The organism is Maribacter sp. 2-571, assembly GCF_050589625.1.
Classification (GTDB): domain Bacteria; phylum Bacteroidota; class Bacteroidia; order Flavobacteriales; family Flavobacteriaceae; genus Pelagihabitans.
The window spans coordinates 1-16,907 of record NZ_JBNGOP010000020.1 but is presented as its reverse complement, the minus strand read 5'-3'; the positions used below and the strand labels follow the sequence as shown (position 1 = coordinate 16,907).

The 16,907-nt window shown below is 45.2% G+C and carries 16 protein-coding genes; 5 read left to right on the top strand and 11 right to left on the bottom strand.

The window, feature by feature from the left end; translation table 11 throughout:
* Positions 1-137: 137 nt before the first annotated feature.
* A complete protein-coding gene (locus tag ACRD7P_RS14290; RefSeq protein ID WP_430908312.1) occupies positions 138-1,076 on the bottom strand; it encodes an NAD-dependent epimerase/dehydratase family protein in 939 nt (312 codons plus the stop codon).
* Positions 1,077-1,139: 63 nt separating this feature from the next.
* Between ACRD7P_RS14290 and ACRD7P_RS14285 the strand changes: the two genes are divergently transcribed.
* Genes ACRD7P_RS14285 through ACRD7P_RS14275 form a run of 3 tightly spaced genes read left to right on the top strand, consistent with a single transcriptional unit; the run spans position 1,140 to position 3,260 of the window.
* The gene (locus ACRD7P_RS14285) at positions 1,140-1,634 is read left to right on the top strand and encodes a hypothetical protein (RefSeq protein ID WP_430908311.1); all 495 of its coding nucleotides are present in this window, start codon (positions 1,140-1,142) and stop codon (positions 1,632-1,634) included.
* Positions 1,627-2,115: a nuclear transport factor 2 family protein gene (locus ACRD7P_RS14280; RefSeq protein WP_430908310.1), complete on the top strand. Its 489-nt coding sequence runs from the start codon at positions 1,627-1,629 to the stop codon at positions 2,113-2,115. The genes ACRD7P_RS14285 and ACRD7P_RS14280 overlap by 8 nt, the downstream gene beginning before the upstream one ends.
* Before the next feature lie 56 nt (positions 2,116-2,171).
* A complete protein-coding gene (locus tag ACRD7P_RS14275) occupies positions 2,172-3,260 on the top strand; it encodes a DUF2652 domain-containing protein (protein WP_430908309.1) in 1,089 nt (362 codons plus the stop codon).
* Here the strand turns inward: ACRD7P_RS14275 and ACRD7P_RS14270 are convergent.
* From ACRD7P_RS14270 to ACRD7P_RS14255, 4 genes are all read right to left on the bottom strand, one after another.
* On the bottom strand, positions 3,257-3,964 hold the full coding sequence (locus ACRD7P_RS14270; RefSeq protein WP_430908308.1) for a hypothetical protein: 708 nt from the start codon (positions 3,962-3,964) through the stop codon (positions 3,257-3,259). The genes ACRD7P_RS14275 and ACRD7P_RS14270 overlap by 4 nt on opposite strands.
* 189 nt (positions 3,965-4,153) lie before the next feature.
* Positions 4,154-4,525 carry a hypothetical protein gene (locus tag ACRD7P_RS14265; RefSeq protein ID WP_430908307.1) on the bottom strand — a complete coding sequence of 124 codons (372 nt, stop codon included), beginning with the start codon at positions 4,523-4,525 and terminating at the stop codon, positions 4,154-4,156.
* A 112-nt stretch (positions 4,526-4,637) separates the two neighbouring features.
* Entirely contained in the window at positions 4,638-5,444 is an 807-nt protein-coding gene (locus ACRD7P_RS14260) for an SDR family oxidoreductase (RefSeq protein WP_430908306.1), read from the bottom strand.
* Positions 5,437-7,722: a M28 family peptidase gene (locus tag ACRD7P_RS14255; protein ID WP_430908305.1), complete on the bottom strand. Its 2,286-nt coding sequence runs from the start codon at positions 7,720-7,722 to the stop codon at positions 5,437-5,439. The genes ACRD7P_RS14260 and ACRD7P_RS14255 overlap by 8 nt, the downstream gene beginning before the upstream one ends.
* 121 nt (positions 7,723-7,843) lie before the next feature.
* Here ACRD7P_RS14255 and ACRD7P_RS14250 point away from each other — a divergent pair, with 121 nt between their 5' ends.
* Positions 7,844-8,314, top strand: a complete 471-nt coding sequence (locus ACRD7P_RS14250; RefSeq protein ID WP_430908304.1) for a CBS domain-containing protein — start codon at positions 7,844-7,846, stop codon at positions 8,312-8,314.
* Between the two features lie 91 nt (positions 8,315-8,405).
* Here the strand turns inward: ACRD7P_RS14250 and ACRD7P_RS14245 are convergent, their stop codons facing one another.
* The 3 genes from ACRD7P_RS14245 to ACRD7P_RS14235 form a co-directional block, all read right to left on the bottom strand.
* Positions 8,406-8,756: a hypothetical protein gene (locus ACRD7P_RS14245; RefSeq protein WP_430908303.1), complete on the bottom strand. Its 351-nt coding sequence runs from the start codon at positions 8,754-8,756 to the stop codon at positions 8,406-8,408.
* Entirely contained in the window at positions 8,753-9,268 is a 516-nt protein-coding gene (locus tag ACRD7P_RS14240) for a DUF6265 family protein (protein WP_430908302.1), read from the bottom strand. Before ACRD7P_RS14240 ends, ACRD7P_RS14245 begins: the two co-directional genes overlap by 4 nt.
* Positions 9,269-9,483: 215 nt before the next feature.
* Positions 9,484-10,620, bottom strand: a complete 1,137-nt coding sequence (locus ACRD7P_RS14235; RefSeq protein WP_430908301.1) for a response regulator — start codon at positions 10,618-10,620, stop codon at positions 9,484-9,486.
* A gap of 397 nt (positions 10,621-11,017) precedes the next feature.
* On the opposite strand from ACRD7P_RS14235, the gene ACRD7P_RS14230 reads away from it, so the two are divergent.
* On the top strand, positions 11,018-12,394 hold the full coding sequence (locus ACRD7P_RS14230) for a glycoside hydrolase family 71/99-like protein (protein ID WP_430908300.1): 1,377 nt from the start codon (positions 11,018-11,020) through the stop codon (positions 12,392-12,394).
* 8 nt (positions 12,395-12,402) lie between these two features.
* Here the strand turns inward: ACRD7P_RS14230 and ACRD7P_RS14225 are convergent, their stop codons facing one another.
* The 3 genes from ACRD7P_RS14225 to ACRD7P_RS14215 form a co-directional block, all read right to left on the bottom strand.
* Positions 12,403-13,695 carry a phenylacetate--CoA ligase family protein gene (locus ACRD7P_RS14225; protein ID WP_430908299.1) on the bottom strand — a complete coding sequence of 431 codons (1,293 nt, stop codon included), beginning with the start codon at positions 13,693-13,695 and terminating at the stop codon, positions 12,403-12,405.
* A gap of 93 nt (positions 13,696-13,788) precedes the next feature.
* Entirely contained in the window at positions 13,789-15,519 is a 1,731-nt protein-coding gene (locus ACRD7P_RS14220) for a C45 family autoproteolytic acyltransferase/hydolase (RefSeq protein WP_430908298.1), read from the bottom strand.
* A complete protein-coding gene (locus ACRD7P_RS14215; protein ID WP_430908297.1) occupies positions 15,516-16,382 on the bottom strand; it encodes a cupin-like domain-containing protein in 867 nt (288 codons plus the stop codon). The genes ACRD7P_RS14220 and ACRD7P_RS14215 overlap by 4 nt, the downstream gene beginning before the upstream one ends.
* Between the last annotated feature and the right edge of the window lie 525 nt (positions 16,383-16,907).

Here is a 16,907-nt window from a genome sequence, read left to right as displayed (position 1 = left end):
TGTAGTTTTATTAAATTACAATTATCCTTGGGTGTATAGTTTTTTTACCAAAGGTTCGTATCAGGTCGGGTTTAAGGCTGGTTTACGGGCATATTTTTTAAACAACAATGTTGCGAAAGGCAATCGAAACAAAAAGCCTATCTCAAATTTTGGAGCATTTCCTTTGTCGTTCGTTCCAGGTCGTACTCCGGGGCCCACCCCCAATCGTTTCGTGCAAAGGAGTCGTCTATACTATTGGGCCAGGAATCGGCAATTTTTTGCCTGGAATCGGATGTATAGGAAACGGTAAAGTCGGGAAGCTTTTTCTGAATGCTCTTAACAATGTCCGAAGGGGTAAAGCTCATTGCAGCCAAGTTATAGGAAGAACGTATTTTTATGTGTTCCGATGCGGTGTCCATTAGTGTTAACGTGGCCCTTATAGCATCCTCCATAAACATCATCGGAAGCTCGGTGTCCGAATCTAAAAAACAGTCGTAACTGCCTTTTGAAAGGGCCTCATGATAAATTTCCACAGCATAGTCGGTAGTTCCGCCCCCGGGCATGGTTTTCCAGCTCACTAACCCCGGATACCGGATACTGCGAACATCGACACCATATTTTTCAAAATAGTATTCGCACCATCGTTCGCCCGATTGCTTGCTGATGCCGTAAACCGTGCTGGGTTCCATAATCGTATGCTGTGGGGTTTTTGTCTTCGGGGTGTTGGGGCCAAAAACGGCAATGCTGGAAGGCCAGAAAATGCGGTCTACCTTTTTCTCCTTTCCCAAGTTGAGTACATTAAAAAGAGAGTTCATGTTCAGGTCCCAAGCCCTTTCAGGAAACTTTTCGGCAGTAGCGCTCAACATGGCGGCCATCAGGTAAACCGTGTCGACTCCATAGTAAGCCACTACCTCTTCTAGGGCATCGTAATCTGTCGCATCCAAAATTTCAAAAGGTCCCGAATCCATAAGACCGTCATTGCCCTGGCGAATGTCGCTGGCAATAACGGCATCGGCCCCATGTTGCTCCCTTAGAAGCAGGGTCAACTCCGTTCCTATTTGGCCACAGGCGCCTATGATGAGTATTGTTTGCTGCATTAAAAACACGTTAAAAATATACACGGTAAAGATAGCCTTTATTAAAATTTGTACATTCGTTCCATGCCAAGATTGTTCTTTTTAGCGGTAGTAATTTTATTGATCGGTTCGTGTAAGGAAGAACAGGCGAACACTACCAATGGGGAGCAGGCTTCTTATGAGATCGGTACGGAAAAATGGGCGAAAAAATCGAGCATCGGTTCCAAGGCCAATGCCATTATGGGCAACTGGGCCGAATTTCAGGCATTGGAGGTTAGTTTTGATGCGTTGTATACGGTAGCGAACCGGGACGACCTGCTTTTGGTCGTCGAAGGATTGATCGAAAAGGAAGATGATCTGAGTGCATCGGAATACCCCGTGGAGTTTGGAATACCACAAATAAGGGGCAGGCAAAAAATGTTCAGGACCTTTGTCCTAAAAGTAAAGGGCGATCTCCACTATCGTTTGGATCCCCAAGCATCCGTTAAGGAGATGATAACGGCTTACAACGCCTTTAGGAACCAGTTCAACGTTGTGGTCAACAATACCTTGGATACCAAACTAATATTCGATGAATGATCGTTCGGCCGTATTGCTCTTCTTTTTATGGAGTCTTGGCCTGGTAGCGCAAGAAAAACAGGTCGATTCGGTTTTGAATAACTGGCACGCGGCAGCGGCTGCTGCGGATTTTGACGGTTATTTTGAGCTGATGTCCCCCGATGCGGTTTTTATCGGTACCGATGCCACCGAATATTGGAAAGTAGCGGAGTTCAAGGATTTTGCAAAACCTTATTTTGACCGGGGCAAGGCATGGGATTTCACCCCCGTATCGCGCCACATCTATTTTAATGAGGATTTGGATATCGCCTGGTTCGACGAACTTTTAGATACCCAAATGAAGCTTTGTCGGGGATCGGGAACCTTGCGAAAAAGTGCTGGCGAATGGAAAATTGCGCATTACGTACTGTCCATCGCGGTACCGAACGATCAGGTGCCGGCTTTGATAGCCTTAAAAAAGGAAAACGATAGCATACTCGTGTCAAAACTAAAAAAGCGCTAACCGCTTTTTTCAAATTAACCGAAACTCTTGTCCTTTTTGGGCGTTGCTCTTTCACCATGGCCAAATCCTTACTTTTCATTCCGGATATTTCAGGGTTTACCAAGTTTGTACAAACTACCGAGGTAGAACACAGCCAACATGTCATCGCCGAATTGTTGGAGGTGTTATTGGCGGCCAATACTCAAAATCTGAAATTAGCGGAAATCGAAGGGGATGCCCTCTTTTTTTACAAAGAGGAAGAGCTGCTTTCGCAGGAACGGCTTTTGGCACAGATCGAAACCATGTTCACCACGTTTCACAGTCACCTGAAACTCATGGAAAAGAACCGTATTTGTCCCTGTAATGCCTGTGCCTCCGCACCCAAACTACAGCTAAAGCTGGTCGCACATTGTGGGGAGCTCCGGTTTCTGGAAATTCAGGGCAGTCGAAAACCTTTTGGTCAGGAGGTGATCGAAGCGCACCGCTTGTTAAAGAACAGTATCGATAGTGAAAATTATGCTTTGGTGAGCAAAACGCTGGCGGCGGAAATCGGGCTTCCCATCTATTACTGCAGTAGAGTGTTTCGTTTTAAGGAGGGACAGGACCTCTACGATGGAAAAGAACTCCGTTATATTTACGCCTTGATCGATCAGGAAAAACTGGTTTTGAATACTTTTGACGAAGGGAAAACGGTACACTTTGATACCCCTCCACAGCTTTCCATTCAAAAAAAATTCCCGATAGCGGCAAAAACACTTTTGGAATACATTACCAATTATGGATATCGGCATTATTGGGTAAAGGGCGCCGATCGTTTCGAGTATAACGAAAATGAGGTAACCCGTTTAGGCTCTGCCCATATTTGCGTGGTCAACGGAAAACACTTGAATTTTGTTGCCGTCACCAAAACCGTGAACATCGGGCAGTTGATCTATGGTGAAATGACTACCAGCCCGCCCCCGGTTGACGAACTGTACCAATTTTATATCGTTACCCCGATGGCCTCAGATCGTTGCGTATTGGAAGTGCACGTGCATTGGAAAGCAAGGTCGCCCATAAAACGACTGATCATGGTACTTTTCGGTAAACGGAGCTTTAAAAAAAATTTGGACATCGCCCTTACCGACTTGGAACACTTTATAGCGTCCCGTTCGGAAAGCGATTAATTTTCCGTTTCGGTCGAGGCGGCCGGGGGATTTTTGCGGGATTCCAACGCCTGTTTGCTCAACGAGGCCAAATTAAAGTTCGGGGCAAGGGCCAGCGCCTGATCGATCAGTGCCACCGCACCATCGATATCCGTTTTGTCCTTATTATAGGACACCAACCCCTGTAAATGCAAAAAAGCGGCCTTTAACGGCACTTCATAGGGCTGTTGCCTTTCGTAAAAGGCATATTTCATATCCTCCTTTGAATTTTCGATGCCATAGCTGATATGTGTTTCGGCCCCCGGCGAATCGCCTATTTGGATCTTTAGATCGGCCAACTCATAGGCCAGGTAGGCATTGGGTGTTCTAGAGAACAAAATTTCGAACTGTTCCAAGGCACGTTTTGGTTGGTTTAGGGCTTTTAGTGAAATCGCCTTTACCTGAACGGCCAGATCGGAGTCCGTATCGTTTTTTTCTATCCCGATGGTGTTTAATGCCTGTAAGTGCTGGTTGTCATTGGCATACACATAGGCCAAGGTATCCTTGCGGTCTTTAGAGGGAGCGATCACGTTCAAATGCGTCAGGGCATTAATGACACCGGCAACATCGGCCTGGGTGCGCATTTCCTTGTAAAAGGCTTCGTAGTGCTTTTGCAGTTCACTTTTGGTCTGCGCTTGGGTGCCCAGGCAAATCGAAAAAACAAAAACGAGCAGTAACTGTTTCATGTGATTTAGTTTTTTTGGTGGGCAAAACTATTAAAATAAATGGTAACAAGCTGTTAATGAATTCCGTATTTCACCGTAAAAATACGTTAAGCACCGTTTTTTGGACCGGAAGGAAGCCCCGTCAAGGGTATAACAAAAAAAAGGGTCCCCTAAGGAACCCTTTTCAGTATAGTGGTTTGGTCTTCTTGGTTAGGCTACTAAGATTCTATCGCTCTGATGATAGGATTTTAGCAAACTGGCATAAAAAGCTAGACTTCGATTGTCCTTGTCAAGGCATGACTTTAGGAAGTCCCCTAGGTTACGGAACCAAAGGTTGGCCCGTAGGATGGGAATATCCGTGTTCACTGCGCCAGGTTTGTACGCTTGATCGTCCATAACGATGTCTATTTCTATTCTTCGCCTGTGATAATCGATGTTTACAGCGGCTGCATTGTAGTGGTTTTTAACGAGTGCTACATGCAACATTGCAACATTTTGGGGGACCTTTTGCTTTGGAAAGCTTTGGGCGACGAGGCTTTCGATCTCGGATAAAATTCGCCTTTTCCATCTTGGATTTTCCATGGCAAAACGTTTTAAATTAATACAATAAAGTTACGTTTTAGTACCAGAAATAGACTTTGCGTTAACACAAATCGGTTGTTTTTGTTGTGAAACCACGCTTTTGTGTGGTGAACTATGGAAGTACTGAAGTATTAAAGCGAAGCATTTTAACATTGTACAGTCGCTCCGAAATCACTTTTTTACCGTTATCCTCGGTTTTGGACAAGTAGGAAGGTGGGGCAACCCCAGCTTTAATGGCCGCTGCTCGATAAAATGCTCTTTTTGTCGGATGTTCGGGAAATACTCCATTAAAAAGTTCGCCCCACCAGTGGTTCGCTATAATTTGTTCGATCAAAAAAATACAATCTGTTAAATGGATCAAGTTTACAAAATGATCGCCGTTTTTCAATCCTGTTTTACCCGCAAGTTGTTTGATTGGGTGTCGATCTGGACCGATAAGCCCACCAAAACGGATGATCGTCGTCCGTTGTCCCGCCCGGTCGAGCATTATTTTTTCCGCTTCGAGCAATTGTTTGCCCGATTCGGTAGCAGGCCGTGGCGGTGTGCTTTCGGTAATCTCGCCCGTAACGTCGCCATATACCGAGGTACTGCTGACGAAAACGACTTTTACCGTTTTATTGGCAGGCAGTTGTTCGCATAACCGCTGTATCTTGAGTACGTAATTTTCTTTTTTAGGGCCTCTTAACCGCGGAGGGACATTCACGATCAAGATATCCGTACCATCCAAAAAAGCTGCTATATTACCGATGATCGCACTTTCGGTAAGCGTAATGCAAAAGGCTTCTATGCCCAATTGAAGCAGTTGTTCGCGTTTGTCTTCCGATGTAGTGGTGCCCTTAACGGAATGACCCTTTTTTAACAAGGATTCGGCCAAGGGCAGCCCTAGCCATCCACAGCCCATAATACCGATTTTACTCAAAACGAACGGTTTTGGTTACCAGCACGGCATCGTTCAACACGAACGGCATGGGAATGCTGTTCTCAGGTCGTTGTGGAATACTGAATAGGGGGTTGGTCAAAAGGTCGTTGGAGGCCTCGTAGAGGGTCAACTCCAGTATATCGTTTTTAGGGACCGACACTAGCAGTTCGGTATCGCTGTTGTCGCTTACATAATGGGTGATCAACCTTTGGTTCCTGCGGTTTTCCAAAAAATAATCGGATAGGGCGATGCCGTTTACGCCGGCGCTGTAGATATCGATATCGTTGGTGAAGACCTCCAAACGATTTATTGTTCGTTGCGGACGTATACAGAGCGTTAAAAAACGTTGCTCACCGACTATGGTGTCGCTGACCGTCGCTACCTCGGGTGCCGGTATTTCCTTTAAGGCCGCCTTGGAGCGCCTTTTGAAACCGGAGCCATATTTGCTGCTAATGGTACGTTTGAAGCCTACGTCCCGAGTTTTTTCTTCATTACGTAAAAACTGGGCGTTCCAGTCGATCAAAACGTGGTCGTAAGTGGCCCAATATGCCTCTTGGGAGTCGGCATCCAATACATAGAGCAAACTACTGGGCTTGGCCCGTTCTTCTGTAAAGTCCGATTGCAAATGGGCCGCTATCAAGAAACCGCAAGCTGCCAATATCGCCAAAAGGGCAATACCGTTTTTCCTTTTCATAAAACCGACCAAGGGAAGCATTAGCAAAAAGGTAAGCGTGAGCAGCAAGGTAGAGGCGACCATCATTTTTAGGCCCAATCCTACCGGGAACATTTTAATAAAGGGTGCATATAGGGCCAGGGCCGGTAACACCAAAAATAGCAAGAGGTATGCACTGGGCCGCTTTTGGTTGATGACGACCATAAAACCGGCCAACATTGCCATTACCGGGACGATAAAAAAGCTTGCACCTGGAAGGTAAAGGGCGACGAGCGTACAGATTGCCAGCCAAAGGATTATGGGCGCCACCAATACATTAGGAAGCGATATCCTTTTAAAACGGTGATAACAGTAGCAACAGACCGAAATGGAGAACAGCACAAAGGCGGCAATATAAAAATGTCCGTTATAGGTAAAACCATGGAGCATGTCCGTATAGGAAGGGTATAACCACTGCAATAGGGTATAACTGTAGAAACCAACGCCCCCGTTAACGATCAATACCAGCAACATGGGTAAAAACCCTTTGAGAATGGAAACGGTATCAAGCTTTTTTTTGAGAAACCCATGCGCCATAAAAAGGACAAAGGCAATTGCCGATAGTAACAACATAGGCCATATCCACTCAAATGGGTAGGAAACCAGTTTAAAAAACGGCACGTTGAAATACACATGGTCGTTCAAACTTTTTAATGAGCTTAGGTCGGCATTGGCAAAATGGGATAATAGGGGCATGATATAGCTCCCTTGGTGGGCAAGTGTTCGTCGATCCAAACGGGCATAATTATCGCGTACGGTATGGTAATCGTAGTGGTCGTCTATAAAGGCAAAGTTAAATCCTTCAATGTCCTGGTCTTCCCTGAAAACAGTCAGATCGGTATCGTTGGGCAACATTTTATAAATGCTATACACCAACGAATTCGCAACCGGAAAGTCGGGCCGGGCTTTTTTAAATTCCTCGATCAGGCGGGCATTGCCCCTATTGGTCTCTATGAGCATGTAACTGGGGCCGCCGCTACCACGGGCCTCAAAGTTTAGTACAAGGCCGACTTCCTTGGCCCAGGGGTGCTCGTTCGCAAAAATGTCAGCGCCATTGAGGCCTAGTTCCTCGGCATCGGTAATCAAGATGATCACATCGTTCTTGGGGCTGGGATTTTTGGATAGGAACGCCCGTACGCCCTCCAAAATGGTGGCGACACCGCTACCCGCATCACTGGCGCCCAATGAGGAATGAGGGCTACTGTCGTAATGGGAAAGTAATACCAGTGCCTTTCCGTTGCCGGTACCCTTTATCCTTGCAAGAACGTTCACCGCCTTGCTCAAGTTTCCCCAATCGCCAGCGGTATACCCGGTTTGCAGGCTGGTCTCCAAACCTAGTTTTTCCAGTTCGTCCACAATGTAGTCGCGCACTTGTCCGTGCCCGGGGAAACCTACCGCGTGCGGCGCTTTGGAAATGGCCTTTACATGTTTTAGGGCCTTGTCCGTTGAAAAATCGGTAGCTGCTACGGGCGCACCCTCCTTATAGGACGGGGTTAGCGAGGCGAATATGCCATAAACGGCACATCCGATCAAAAAAAGCGTAAAAACGGAAGGAAATTTTTTCATGGAGCACTCTTGGCCTCTAAAAATATGAAATTCTTAAGCCATAGCCCCTTATGTCGATTTTTTTTACAACATTGGAGAAAATTCCCTATCTTTAAGAGACAACCTTTAAATATCAAACGTCATGGGAATCAAGAGCTTTCAAGGCCCACGAGCTAAATCAGTATCGAAAAAAGAGTATATCGCCCCAATTCTGGTGACGGACTATATGACCAGAAAACTGGTTACGTTTACGCCGCAACAATCCATTTTGGAGGTGATGGAACTGTTTACCAAATACAATATTTCCGGGGGGCCTGTTTTGGACGATAATGGTTTTTTGGTCGGAATTATTTCAGAGGCCGATTGTATGAAACAAATATCGGAAAGCCGGTATTTCAATCAGCCTATATTGGACAAGAGCGTGGAGAAATTCATGACCAAAAACGTCGATACGATTCCGCACGACATGAGTATTTTCGATGCAGCCGGAGTTTTTCACAAAGGCAATAGAAGACGACTGCCGGTGATGCAAGACGGACTGTTGATCGGACAGATCAGCCGAAAGGATATTGTTATCGCCGCGCTGAAGTTAAGCGGTCAAAATTGGAAATAAGGCAGTTTTACGCACACTTTTTTGAACTACGTAGCCTTTCTCACTCAGGATAAAGGACCGTTCCGATAATTGATAAGAACAATGGGATGCCTTACTCCCGTTTTACGATCATGTAGTAATCGTTGTCCAAGGGTAAATACCCTAAATCATATACAAAATAGTAAGTAGTCCCTTTTTTGGTGGTGTAAAGATTGGTGATAAAATCAAAATCAAAGCCTTTGTCCAACAAACGGGTGCGGGTAGTTCTCGTTTTACCGTCCTTCAGCGGAAACCCGTCCAATACCCGGTAGTTTTTTCGCAACCTATTGTTGATATTGCGAATCAGGTTTTTACTGTCTTTATTGACATTGTTGTGATGGGCATTTCTACAATGGTCGGAACAGAATTTTTTGTCGATCCGGCCCATGATTTCCGTACCGCATTCTAAACATTTTTTTTTCAAGATTTTTCGCGTTTGTAGTTGAAAACCACTTCCTCATTGCTGCCATCGTTATTGTGGATCAATGCATAGATGTTTATTTCATCGTCGGAAACCCGTTCGAAGGTGAAGCCATCAAAGTAGATTTTATTTTCAGCAACCTTTACCAACGGAAACCGCTGTACCTCGTCCTGTTTTTCCCATCCCTTTAAATCGTTATGAAAGTGTTTTAACTCAAAGTTCAGGGTTTCGCCTTGCTGCCGAACGTGGCCCAGTTCATAAAAGTTTACCTCGCCGTCGACAACCAATTTAAAGGAAAACATCATCGATCCTCCCAAGGGCGGCCCCCATATTTCTTCGGTAATGCCCCCGAAAGCGGTTCCTTTCCAATGCCCTTCCATCCAAGCCATCTGCGAAAGCGATGCGGACGGTGCGGTTTCCCCCTCCGCCAAGGATAAGGTGTTTTGTGCAAAACCGAACGGTGCGAGCGTAAGAAAAAAGAACGCGAACAATAGTGGTATTTGATTGGTATTCATCCTTACAAGATACAAATTATACCTTAGGAAACGAACCACAAAAGACCCGTAAGATACTCCCAAAGTAAATCTTACAGGTCTATTGGTACTTATGGGCGGGTCACATTCCGCGTGCAATTTTTGTGTACTGGCATACAAAAACTGCGATGTTGCCCTTGTTTGAAAACCGTGCTCCGAAGCAAGGTCGGTGTTAGGATATTCAGTATGTTGGAAGACTATTTATAATGGACCGCTATCTGGGCCAATTGGCCAACGATCTTAAAGGAATCTTTCATGGATAGTTTTGAACCGTCGGCATGTATCCATCGTTTAAGGGGCTGTTCACAGATAAAATTCAACACTTTCTCCTTGCCATAGTATTTGCGCATGCGCATAAAAATTTCCACATCAAAAAGCCATCGGGTAATAAAGGGTTTGTTGAACATGCTCGACGCAATATCGCGATCCATGATCTTGGCACCACACTGTGTATCGTTAAAAGGCATTTTTAGGATGGACCTTATGATGAGGTTTATGGTTTTGCTAATGACACTCCGGGCGGATTGTTTGGTGATATTGGCGCCCATTCGGCTCATTCGGGAACCACTTACGATTTTGAACTCGGATTGGTTAATGACCCTCACAAGATCATCAAAATCTTTAAAATCCGTAGAGAGGTCGGCATCGAGGTATCCGATATAATCCAATTGATGGTCTTTTATCAAATGTAGTATTCCTTGGCGCACCGCCTCTGCCTTACCTTTGTTCACGACACAGTCTACGATACTGACATGACTTTCGTTTCCTTTTCGCAGCCCTTCCAACACCTCCAAGGTATTGTCACTACTGCCATCGTTCACAAAACAGAGGTGATACCCCAGGTTTTTGTTCGCAAACTGTTTGAAAATATCTTCCGAAAGCCGGTCCCCTTCGTTATAGCATGGGATAACGACCCCGATGCAATAGTTCTGGATCATTTGATTGGTTTCGTTGTCCACCAAAGAGCAGCTGGGGGCCTCTCCAAAAACTCTTTTGATACGGACCACCAATTCCTGTAAACCGATGGGTTTTTTCAAAAAATCGGTAACACCCAAATGAAAAGTATCTACAATAACCTTTTCGTCGGTGTTTCCGGACATTACAATAATCGGGACATCGGAATTGGCCACTTTTCTGATATGACGGATTACATCGACCCCGTTCATTCCCGGCATGTTGTAATCTACGATGACAAGGTCGGGCTGGAATTTGTCAAATAATGCAATACCGGAAGCGCCATCATTAGCGGTTTCCACTTCGTATTCTAGATTGGTAAGTTTTCGGTGTACTGAAAAAGTGATCAGCGGTTGATCATCTATTGCTAGAATTTTCATAAGCCATAGTTTAAGATTTGGGGGATTATTTCAAAGTGACTGTCTCTGAATCCTTTTTGGTGTTTGATTTAATTGTTTTGTAAGAATATTCTTTAGGAAAACGGACATACATCATGCTTAGTATTATTTTTGTAAAATAATTCCTACTTTTTCGATGAAGTGCATATGGTTTTAAAATGAAGTGTTCTGTTTTTAATACTGTTGTTTATCAGATTATTATAATAATAGCGGTCCGTGGTCGACCAACTGCCATGCGGATTCCCCAAAACGATGTTAATTTTTGGACTAACCGCAACATTTAAAAAAATAAGTAGTACTTTTAAGATAATTCTTACAAAAAAGTTATTTTCGTTCCTTCTTCCCTCATTTTATAATTTCCCCCCTAAAGCATTTTAATATGAAAAATAGCGGGGTTTTTTTTATGGTCGTCATTAGCGCGGCAATGGTATTTCAGGCATGCGAGAAGGAAAACATACCTATAGTATCAACACCAACTTTGGTTTCCGGTAAACAGACCGACTCGGTAGTGCTGGATACCCAAGTATTTTCCGATTCGGTTTTATTAGCGATACTTTCCGAGGAAAAGCAATTGATGCGCGACATCAAGGCCGGTAGGATCGTTGACGTTTCCGGCATGCATATTGAAAAACAAAACCCCAAAAAGGTATATGCACATTACATGCCCTGGTTCCAAAGCCAGGATTACGATGGATATTGGGGCCAACACTGGACCATGACCAATAGGAATCCCAACGTTATGGATAGTAACGGCACACGAGAGATCGCCTCCCATTTTTACCCCTTGATCGGGCCCTATTCCTCCGCAGATCCCGATTTGCAGGAATACCATTTTTTGTTGATGAAACAATGTGGTATCGATGGGGTAATCTTCGATTGGTACGGTGCCCGCGATTTTTACGATTACGGCCTTATCAAACAGTCCACGGAAACCTTTATGGTGCGCTTGGACGATTTGGATATGGATTTTTCCATCATGTATGAAGATCGTGTCGCACAACAGGCAGTAGCTATGGGGTTCGCCCCAGATCCGGTTTCCGCCGTTCAGGACGATTTTAGGTATATGCGCGACACCTACTTTATAAAAGATAATTTTTTGACCCATAATGGTAACGAGATGGTTTTTGTGTTTGGTCCCGAACACGTAATCGATTCCTTGGAGTGGAATACCATTTTCGACGTTTTTCCAAGTGGGGCATCTCCCGATCTACTAACGTTATGGGCCGCCCAGGGAAGGGTAGGCGCCAATGCTTCCGGAGAGTTTTTGTGGATCGCACCCGATCATTTGCTAGCGCATGACCATTATTACGCCAATTATTTTCAGGGTTCCGATATTACTTTTGGTAGCGTATATCCCGGTTTTGAGGATTATTATCAAGAAGGGGGTTGGGGAAATCCGCACCAATGGGGCATTTCCGACAACGGTGGAAATACGTTTTTGGAAACCCTAAATTATACCCATTTGGAAGGTGCCGACTTTATCCAACTGGCTACCTGGAACGATTTTGGCGAAGGCACCATGATCGAACCTACCGAAGAACACGGCTTTTTATACCTGCAATTGTTACAGGAATACACCGGGGTAAACGCAACGCCCCAAGACCTGCAAACCACCCTTGACCTGTATCGGTCAAGAAAACAGTTTCAGGGGAATGCCCGGGCACAACAGTTTTTAGATCGCTCGTACCACTACATTAAAAACGCGAACGCCATTAGGGCCAAACAAATTGTTGTCGCGGTCGATCGCTTTATGTAAACGCTTCACTATCGGGCACGAAGGTCGATAACGCTAACGGGCTTCCTACCGAGCTTGGAGGAGCGTAACCGTGCAATTTCTTCAATGGGTCTAACGGTTATAGTAGGGGTTACGCGTAATTTGGAACGAAAATGATCTTTGATTCGGGCCAGTAAATTCGTTGCGGTACTCTTGGTGGCGATCTTGATCCGAATTTCGTCGGTTCCAATGTTATTATGGTAGAGTTCGATCACAAAACTGTCCACTTCCGGAAAATCGTTCAGGGCATTGTGGAGTGCGGGCGGGTACAGGGTAGTGCCCTTGTATTTGATCATCTGTTTTTTACGCCCCAATACCGGCCCAAGTCGCAAGCTGTTTCTACCGCAAGGGCACGGTTCCCTATGTGCGGTCATCATATCACCGGTTTTAAAACGGAGCAAGGGCATTGCCTCTACGCCAAGGGTGGTAATGACCAATTCGCCTTCCTTTCCGTCATCTACCGGCCGTTCGTTCTCGTCCAGAAGTTCCACAATGATCAATTCCGGATGGTGATGCCCTCCTTGTTGGGCGGTACACTCGGTAAAGGCCGTGCTCATCTCCGTTGAGGCATAGGTGGTATAAAGTTCAATATCCCATTCATCCCTTATTTTTTGTCCCAATACGTTTAAGGAAAAGTCGGGATTTCGCAATGGCTCCCCGATACAAATGGCACCTTTTATTCCGGAATCGGAAAGAGCGATTTCGTTTTCCCGCGCGTATTGCATCAGTTTGAGCAAGAAAGAAGGTACTACGATCAAATAGGTGGGCCGAAACTTTAAAATGGTGTCCCATTGCAGTTCGGGAATGCCGGCCCCGACCCTAATAATGCCCGCCCCTAATTTTCTTACTCCCAAAAAGTAGGCTAGCCCGGCCATAAAACGGCGGTCCATGGTGGTGGTCAACTGTAAAATATCGTCAGTTCCGATACCTGCACAGGCAAAGGAAATGGCTTCGTTATAGGCGAGCCGTTCCAGGTCCCCATCGGTAAGGCCCACGGTAACGGGTTCTCCCAACGTTCCGGAGGTGGTCACAAAATCGACAATCTGGTTTTTGGGAACGCACAAAAAAGAATCGTTATGTTGTTGCAGGTCGTCTTTTGTAGTGGTCGGGATCCGTTGTAGATCCTCAAGGGTATTGATCTTCGAAATCGACAGCTTATGTTTCCGGAACAATTTACGGTAGTATGGGGAAAGGGTATTCACGTACTGTAGCAGTTCCCTTAACTTTTCTTCTTGAAACGTTTTTATGGCCGTTGCCGATGCTTTTTCAATTTCGGGAATCATATGGATTACATCTGGTACGACAAAGAAAGGGGAATATTTGCAAATGTGGCGCCAAACGTTTTCCCATTTACAAAATAAATTGAGCGGTCGTCCTTAAAGACGCCGTTCCAACTTATGGATCAGCTTTGCCACCTTTTCCCGATCGGGAACGGTAGTAACCTCTTTCTCGGCCGCTTTTCGGAATGCCGATAGCGCCAAGGTATCGTACCCGCGTTGCAGGTAGTACTGGCCGATGAGGTAATGTACCTCCCAAAATTCCGGATTGCTCTGTTCAAAATCGACCAGCAAACTTCGCTCTAGATGCGTTTTGGAGGCTATGGCCTTGGAAACTTCCTTGTTTAGGGACTTATAGGAACCATAGGCTTCGTATGCCGCAGTTTCCAGAAAAGCGGATTTCGGAATATTTTTTTCAGCTGTCGCGAGCTTCGGAATTCCATCTACACTGCCCTTTTGTGCAAATACTTTTTGAAGGTCGTAGGCTACGAACTCCCCCATTTGATATGGGTTGCTGGATACCCATACCCGAAGGTCCTCCGGTTGAAAAACGATGCCGTGGTGCGCCATAAGCTGGTTCAACGCTTTTTCATTGCCATAACCGATGGCCTTATCGCCAAGTCCTTCCCGGTCGCGTAGTATTTCCACGGCCGATTCGGGAGTCATTTTTGGTCCTTGGCCAAGCAATTCCTCCATCCGTTCGTATCGGTATTGCGAATGGCTCTCCAGTATATGTTTGGTATTGGCCTTGTCTTGGGCATAGGCAGCGCTTTGAAAGTGATTGGCGCAGATCAATTGCCCGTTGTTGTCCACCTCGTAAACCCCGAACTTTTCAGGGGAAACTTCGATTATGGCCGCTTTTTTATCCTTTGCACTGCCTACAAAAATCGACTCCGATACAAAAACCTCCCTTTTTTTGGCAATGGCGATGGCCTCGTCAATAGTACCGGCGTATTGCAATATTTCGCGGGCCACTATGGATATGGGGGTTTTGGCCACCAACGGAATGGAAGATTTCCCTGCGTTGATGGTTACCGTAAGCCCCTGGTCGTTCATACCCGATAGCACACCAATAAAACCGGCCCAGGTGACGGACATAAAGTTATGGCCCTTGTCCGGGGCGATAAAGGCAATAATCTTGTTTTTGGCAAAATCGTCTCCTGCATAAAAATCAAAATTTCGTCCGATCAGCAACTTTCCGTCCGCCGTTTTGTTTCCCCAAGTGGCAAAGGAAGAGCAACCGACCAAGGCCAGGTCCTGTAGGGCATGCCCAATATCGTGTGCCCCATGGAAGTAGAGCACCCTAAGGTAAGGTGTTGCAATATGATCGTAGTTTTTGGAGGCGTATCGGGAGAGGCCGTAAATTTCCGCCTTAAAACGCGTATCGATATTGCGGTACATTTTTCGGTTGTACCAGGCCAAAAACTTTTTAAGGAGCTTTTGTTTTCCTTCCGAAGGTACCAACTCGTTGATCTTGTTGATGAACGCGCGCTCCTGAAATTGAAAGAGCTCTTGGGTAAGACTGCCGGTTTTAAGACCGATTTCCAACGGATCCCCATCCACATAAAGTTCCCAAAGGCCTTGGCGGTTTTTGGATAGAAAGTTGTGGCCAATGGTAAAGCTGCTGTCCGATAGCTGTCGGCGTTGTGGAATTTCGTTTTGATAGTTTCCCAGTTCGGGAAGGTCCTTTAACGATTTGGATACACCACAGGAATAGAGTGTGGCCAGGAGTAGAACGGTCCAAACCATTTTAGGAATCCCGGATCGAAAGGTTTTGTGGAAAGCCCTAGGTCCGGGGTGTTCAAAAAAAGGTGCTGTAAAGGGTGTCAAATCAGGTTTTTCTCGGTTCGTTTAACGGCCAACCGTTCTTTATAGTCCAACCATCTTTGACCCCAATACTTTCGGGTAAGGTTGTCGATATTTCTCATGATCAGCACGTTATAGAGCATTTTTGCAAAACGGGAGGGTTTTCGGGGAAGGGCACGTAGCGTCATTGAAAAACCGCCGTTCAAGTAGCGTATGGAATGCCAGTAACCGCTGGGCATGTAGAGGGCGTCCCCATGTTTCATCTCCGCTACAATTCCTTCGGCTTTCTCAAGGGCGGGGTATTTTTCAAAATCGGGATCGTCCATATCGATTTCTTCGATATTGTGTATGGAAAAGGGCACCTTGTAGAGGTATTTTGTTTGGGCAGGGGAGAATAGGGTTACCCTTTTTTCTCCATCGAAATGAAAATGCATGCTATCGGGCAGGTCAATATCGTAATGCATGAATACCTTACTTTTTCCTCCCCCGAAGAACAGGGCGGGCAATTTTTTAAAAAACTTGAGCCCGATTTCGGGATAATCAAAATCATTGAGCAATTCCGGCATTTCCTTCAGAATGTTATAAAAGAACATCCGTAGATCCGTAGGTTTGGTCCTCAGTATTTCAATATAATCATAGAGTTTCATTTCCTTGGCAGGGGCGTATACACTTTCCTTGTCCTTGGCTGGTTCGTTATCGTACAAGGGCACTACCTGCTCTCCCGCACGTTCCTGAATATACTCGAGCTTCCATTTTTTATAGGCGGGCCAGTCTTTGGTAAGGCCGGTTATCAAAACGGGAATTTGGGGCTTATAAAATTGTTCTATAAACTCCTGCTTCGAAATATCCGTTACCCGGGTTACCGGACGCGTTTTAAATTTCCCCATGGTTGGACTAATTTACAATGAAAAATGAACAATTGGTAGTGGGTAGCTGGTTGTAATTAGTAAAAGTAGCAAGTGTGGTTGCGAACTTGACACTTGAGCTTGATTTTTGCGTTTGAATTTGAACGGAGGTCTGGACAGGCTCGACATGACATGTGTTTTTTCAGTGAACAATTAGCAGTTAACAATAATCAATGGGGTAGCAGTTTTTAATGTTGCGTAAAAAGTAAGTGTAACTGCTAACTTTGAGTTTGTATTTGACTTTTGAACTTGTTATGCGTCCTTGTTCTTTTAGCGTAGCGGTATTTTTTCTAGTAATTGGTACAAAGTACTTAGTATTGAGTAGTAAGCGGAATGCGCTTGAATTTGTGTTTGATGTTTGAGTTTGAATTTGGACAGCGGTTTTCGTTCTAAAAAAAACCCTGATGTTGCCATCAGGGTCGTATTTCATTTAGGGCGTGTTAACACAAAATAGGTATCTTTGTTAAATGGAATTGACGGATACCCAATTTGAAACGATCAGCTCTC

Bases quoted from the DNA above. Each gene is read 5' to 3' on its own strand.
- ACRD7P_RS14290 (WP_430908312.1), bottom strand. From the start codon at position 1,076: ATGCAGCAAACAATACTCATCATAGGCGCCTGTGGCCAAATAGGAACG.
- ACRD7P_RS14285 (WP_430908311.1), top strand. From the start codon at position 1,140: ATGCCAAGATTGTTCTTTTTAGCGGTAGTAATTTTATTGATCGGTTCG.
- ACRD7P_RS14280 (WP_430908310.1), top strand. From the start codon at position 1,627: ATGAATGATCGTTCGGCCGTATTGCTCTTCTTTTTATGGAGTCTTGGC.
- ACRD7P_RS14275 (WP_430908309.1), top strand. From the start codon at position 2,172: ATGGCCAAATCCTTACTTTTCATTCCGGATATTTCAGGGTTTACCAAG.
- ACRD7P_RS14270 (WP_430908308.1), bottom strand. From the start codon at position 3,964: ATGAAACAGTTACTGCTCGTTTTTGTTTTTTCGATTTGCCTGGGCACC.
- ACRD7P_RS14265 (WP_430908307.1), bottom strand. From the start codon at position 4,525: ATGGAAAATCCAAGATGGAAAAGGCGAATTTTATCCGAGATCGAAAGC.
- ACRD7P_RS14255 (WP_430908305.1), bottom strand. From the start codon at position 7,722: ATGAAAAAATTTCCTTCCGTTTTTACGCTTTTTTTGATCGGATGTGCC.
- ACRD7P_RS14250 (WP_430908304.1), top strand. From the start codon at position 7,844: ATGGGAATCAAGAGCTTTCAAGGCCCACGAGCTAAATCAGTATCGAAA.
- ACRD7P_RS14240 (WP_430908302.1), bottom strand. From the start codon at position 9,268: ATGAATACCAATCAAATACCACTATTGTTCGCGTTCTTTTTTCTTACG.
- ACRD7P_RS14235 (WP_430908301.1), bottom strand. From the start codon at position 10,620: ATGAAAATTCTAGCAATAGATGATCAACCGCTGATCACTTTTTCAGTA.
- ACRD7P_RS14230 (WP_430908300.1), top strand. From the start codon at position 11,018: ATGAAAAATAGCGGGGTTTTTTTTATGGTCGTCATTAGCGCGGCAATG.
- ACRD7P_RS14225 (WP_430908299.1), bottom strand. From the start codon at position 13,695: ATGATTCCCGAAATTGAAAAAGCATCGGCAACGGCCATAAAAACGTTT.
- ACRD7P_RS14215 (WP_430908297.1), bottom strand. From the start codon at position 16,382: ATGGGGAAATTTAAAACGCGTCCGGTAACCCGGGTAACGGATATTTCG.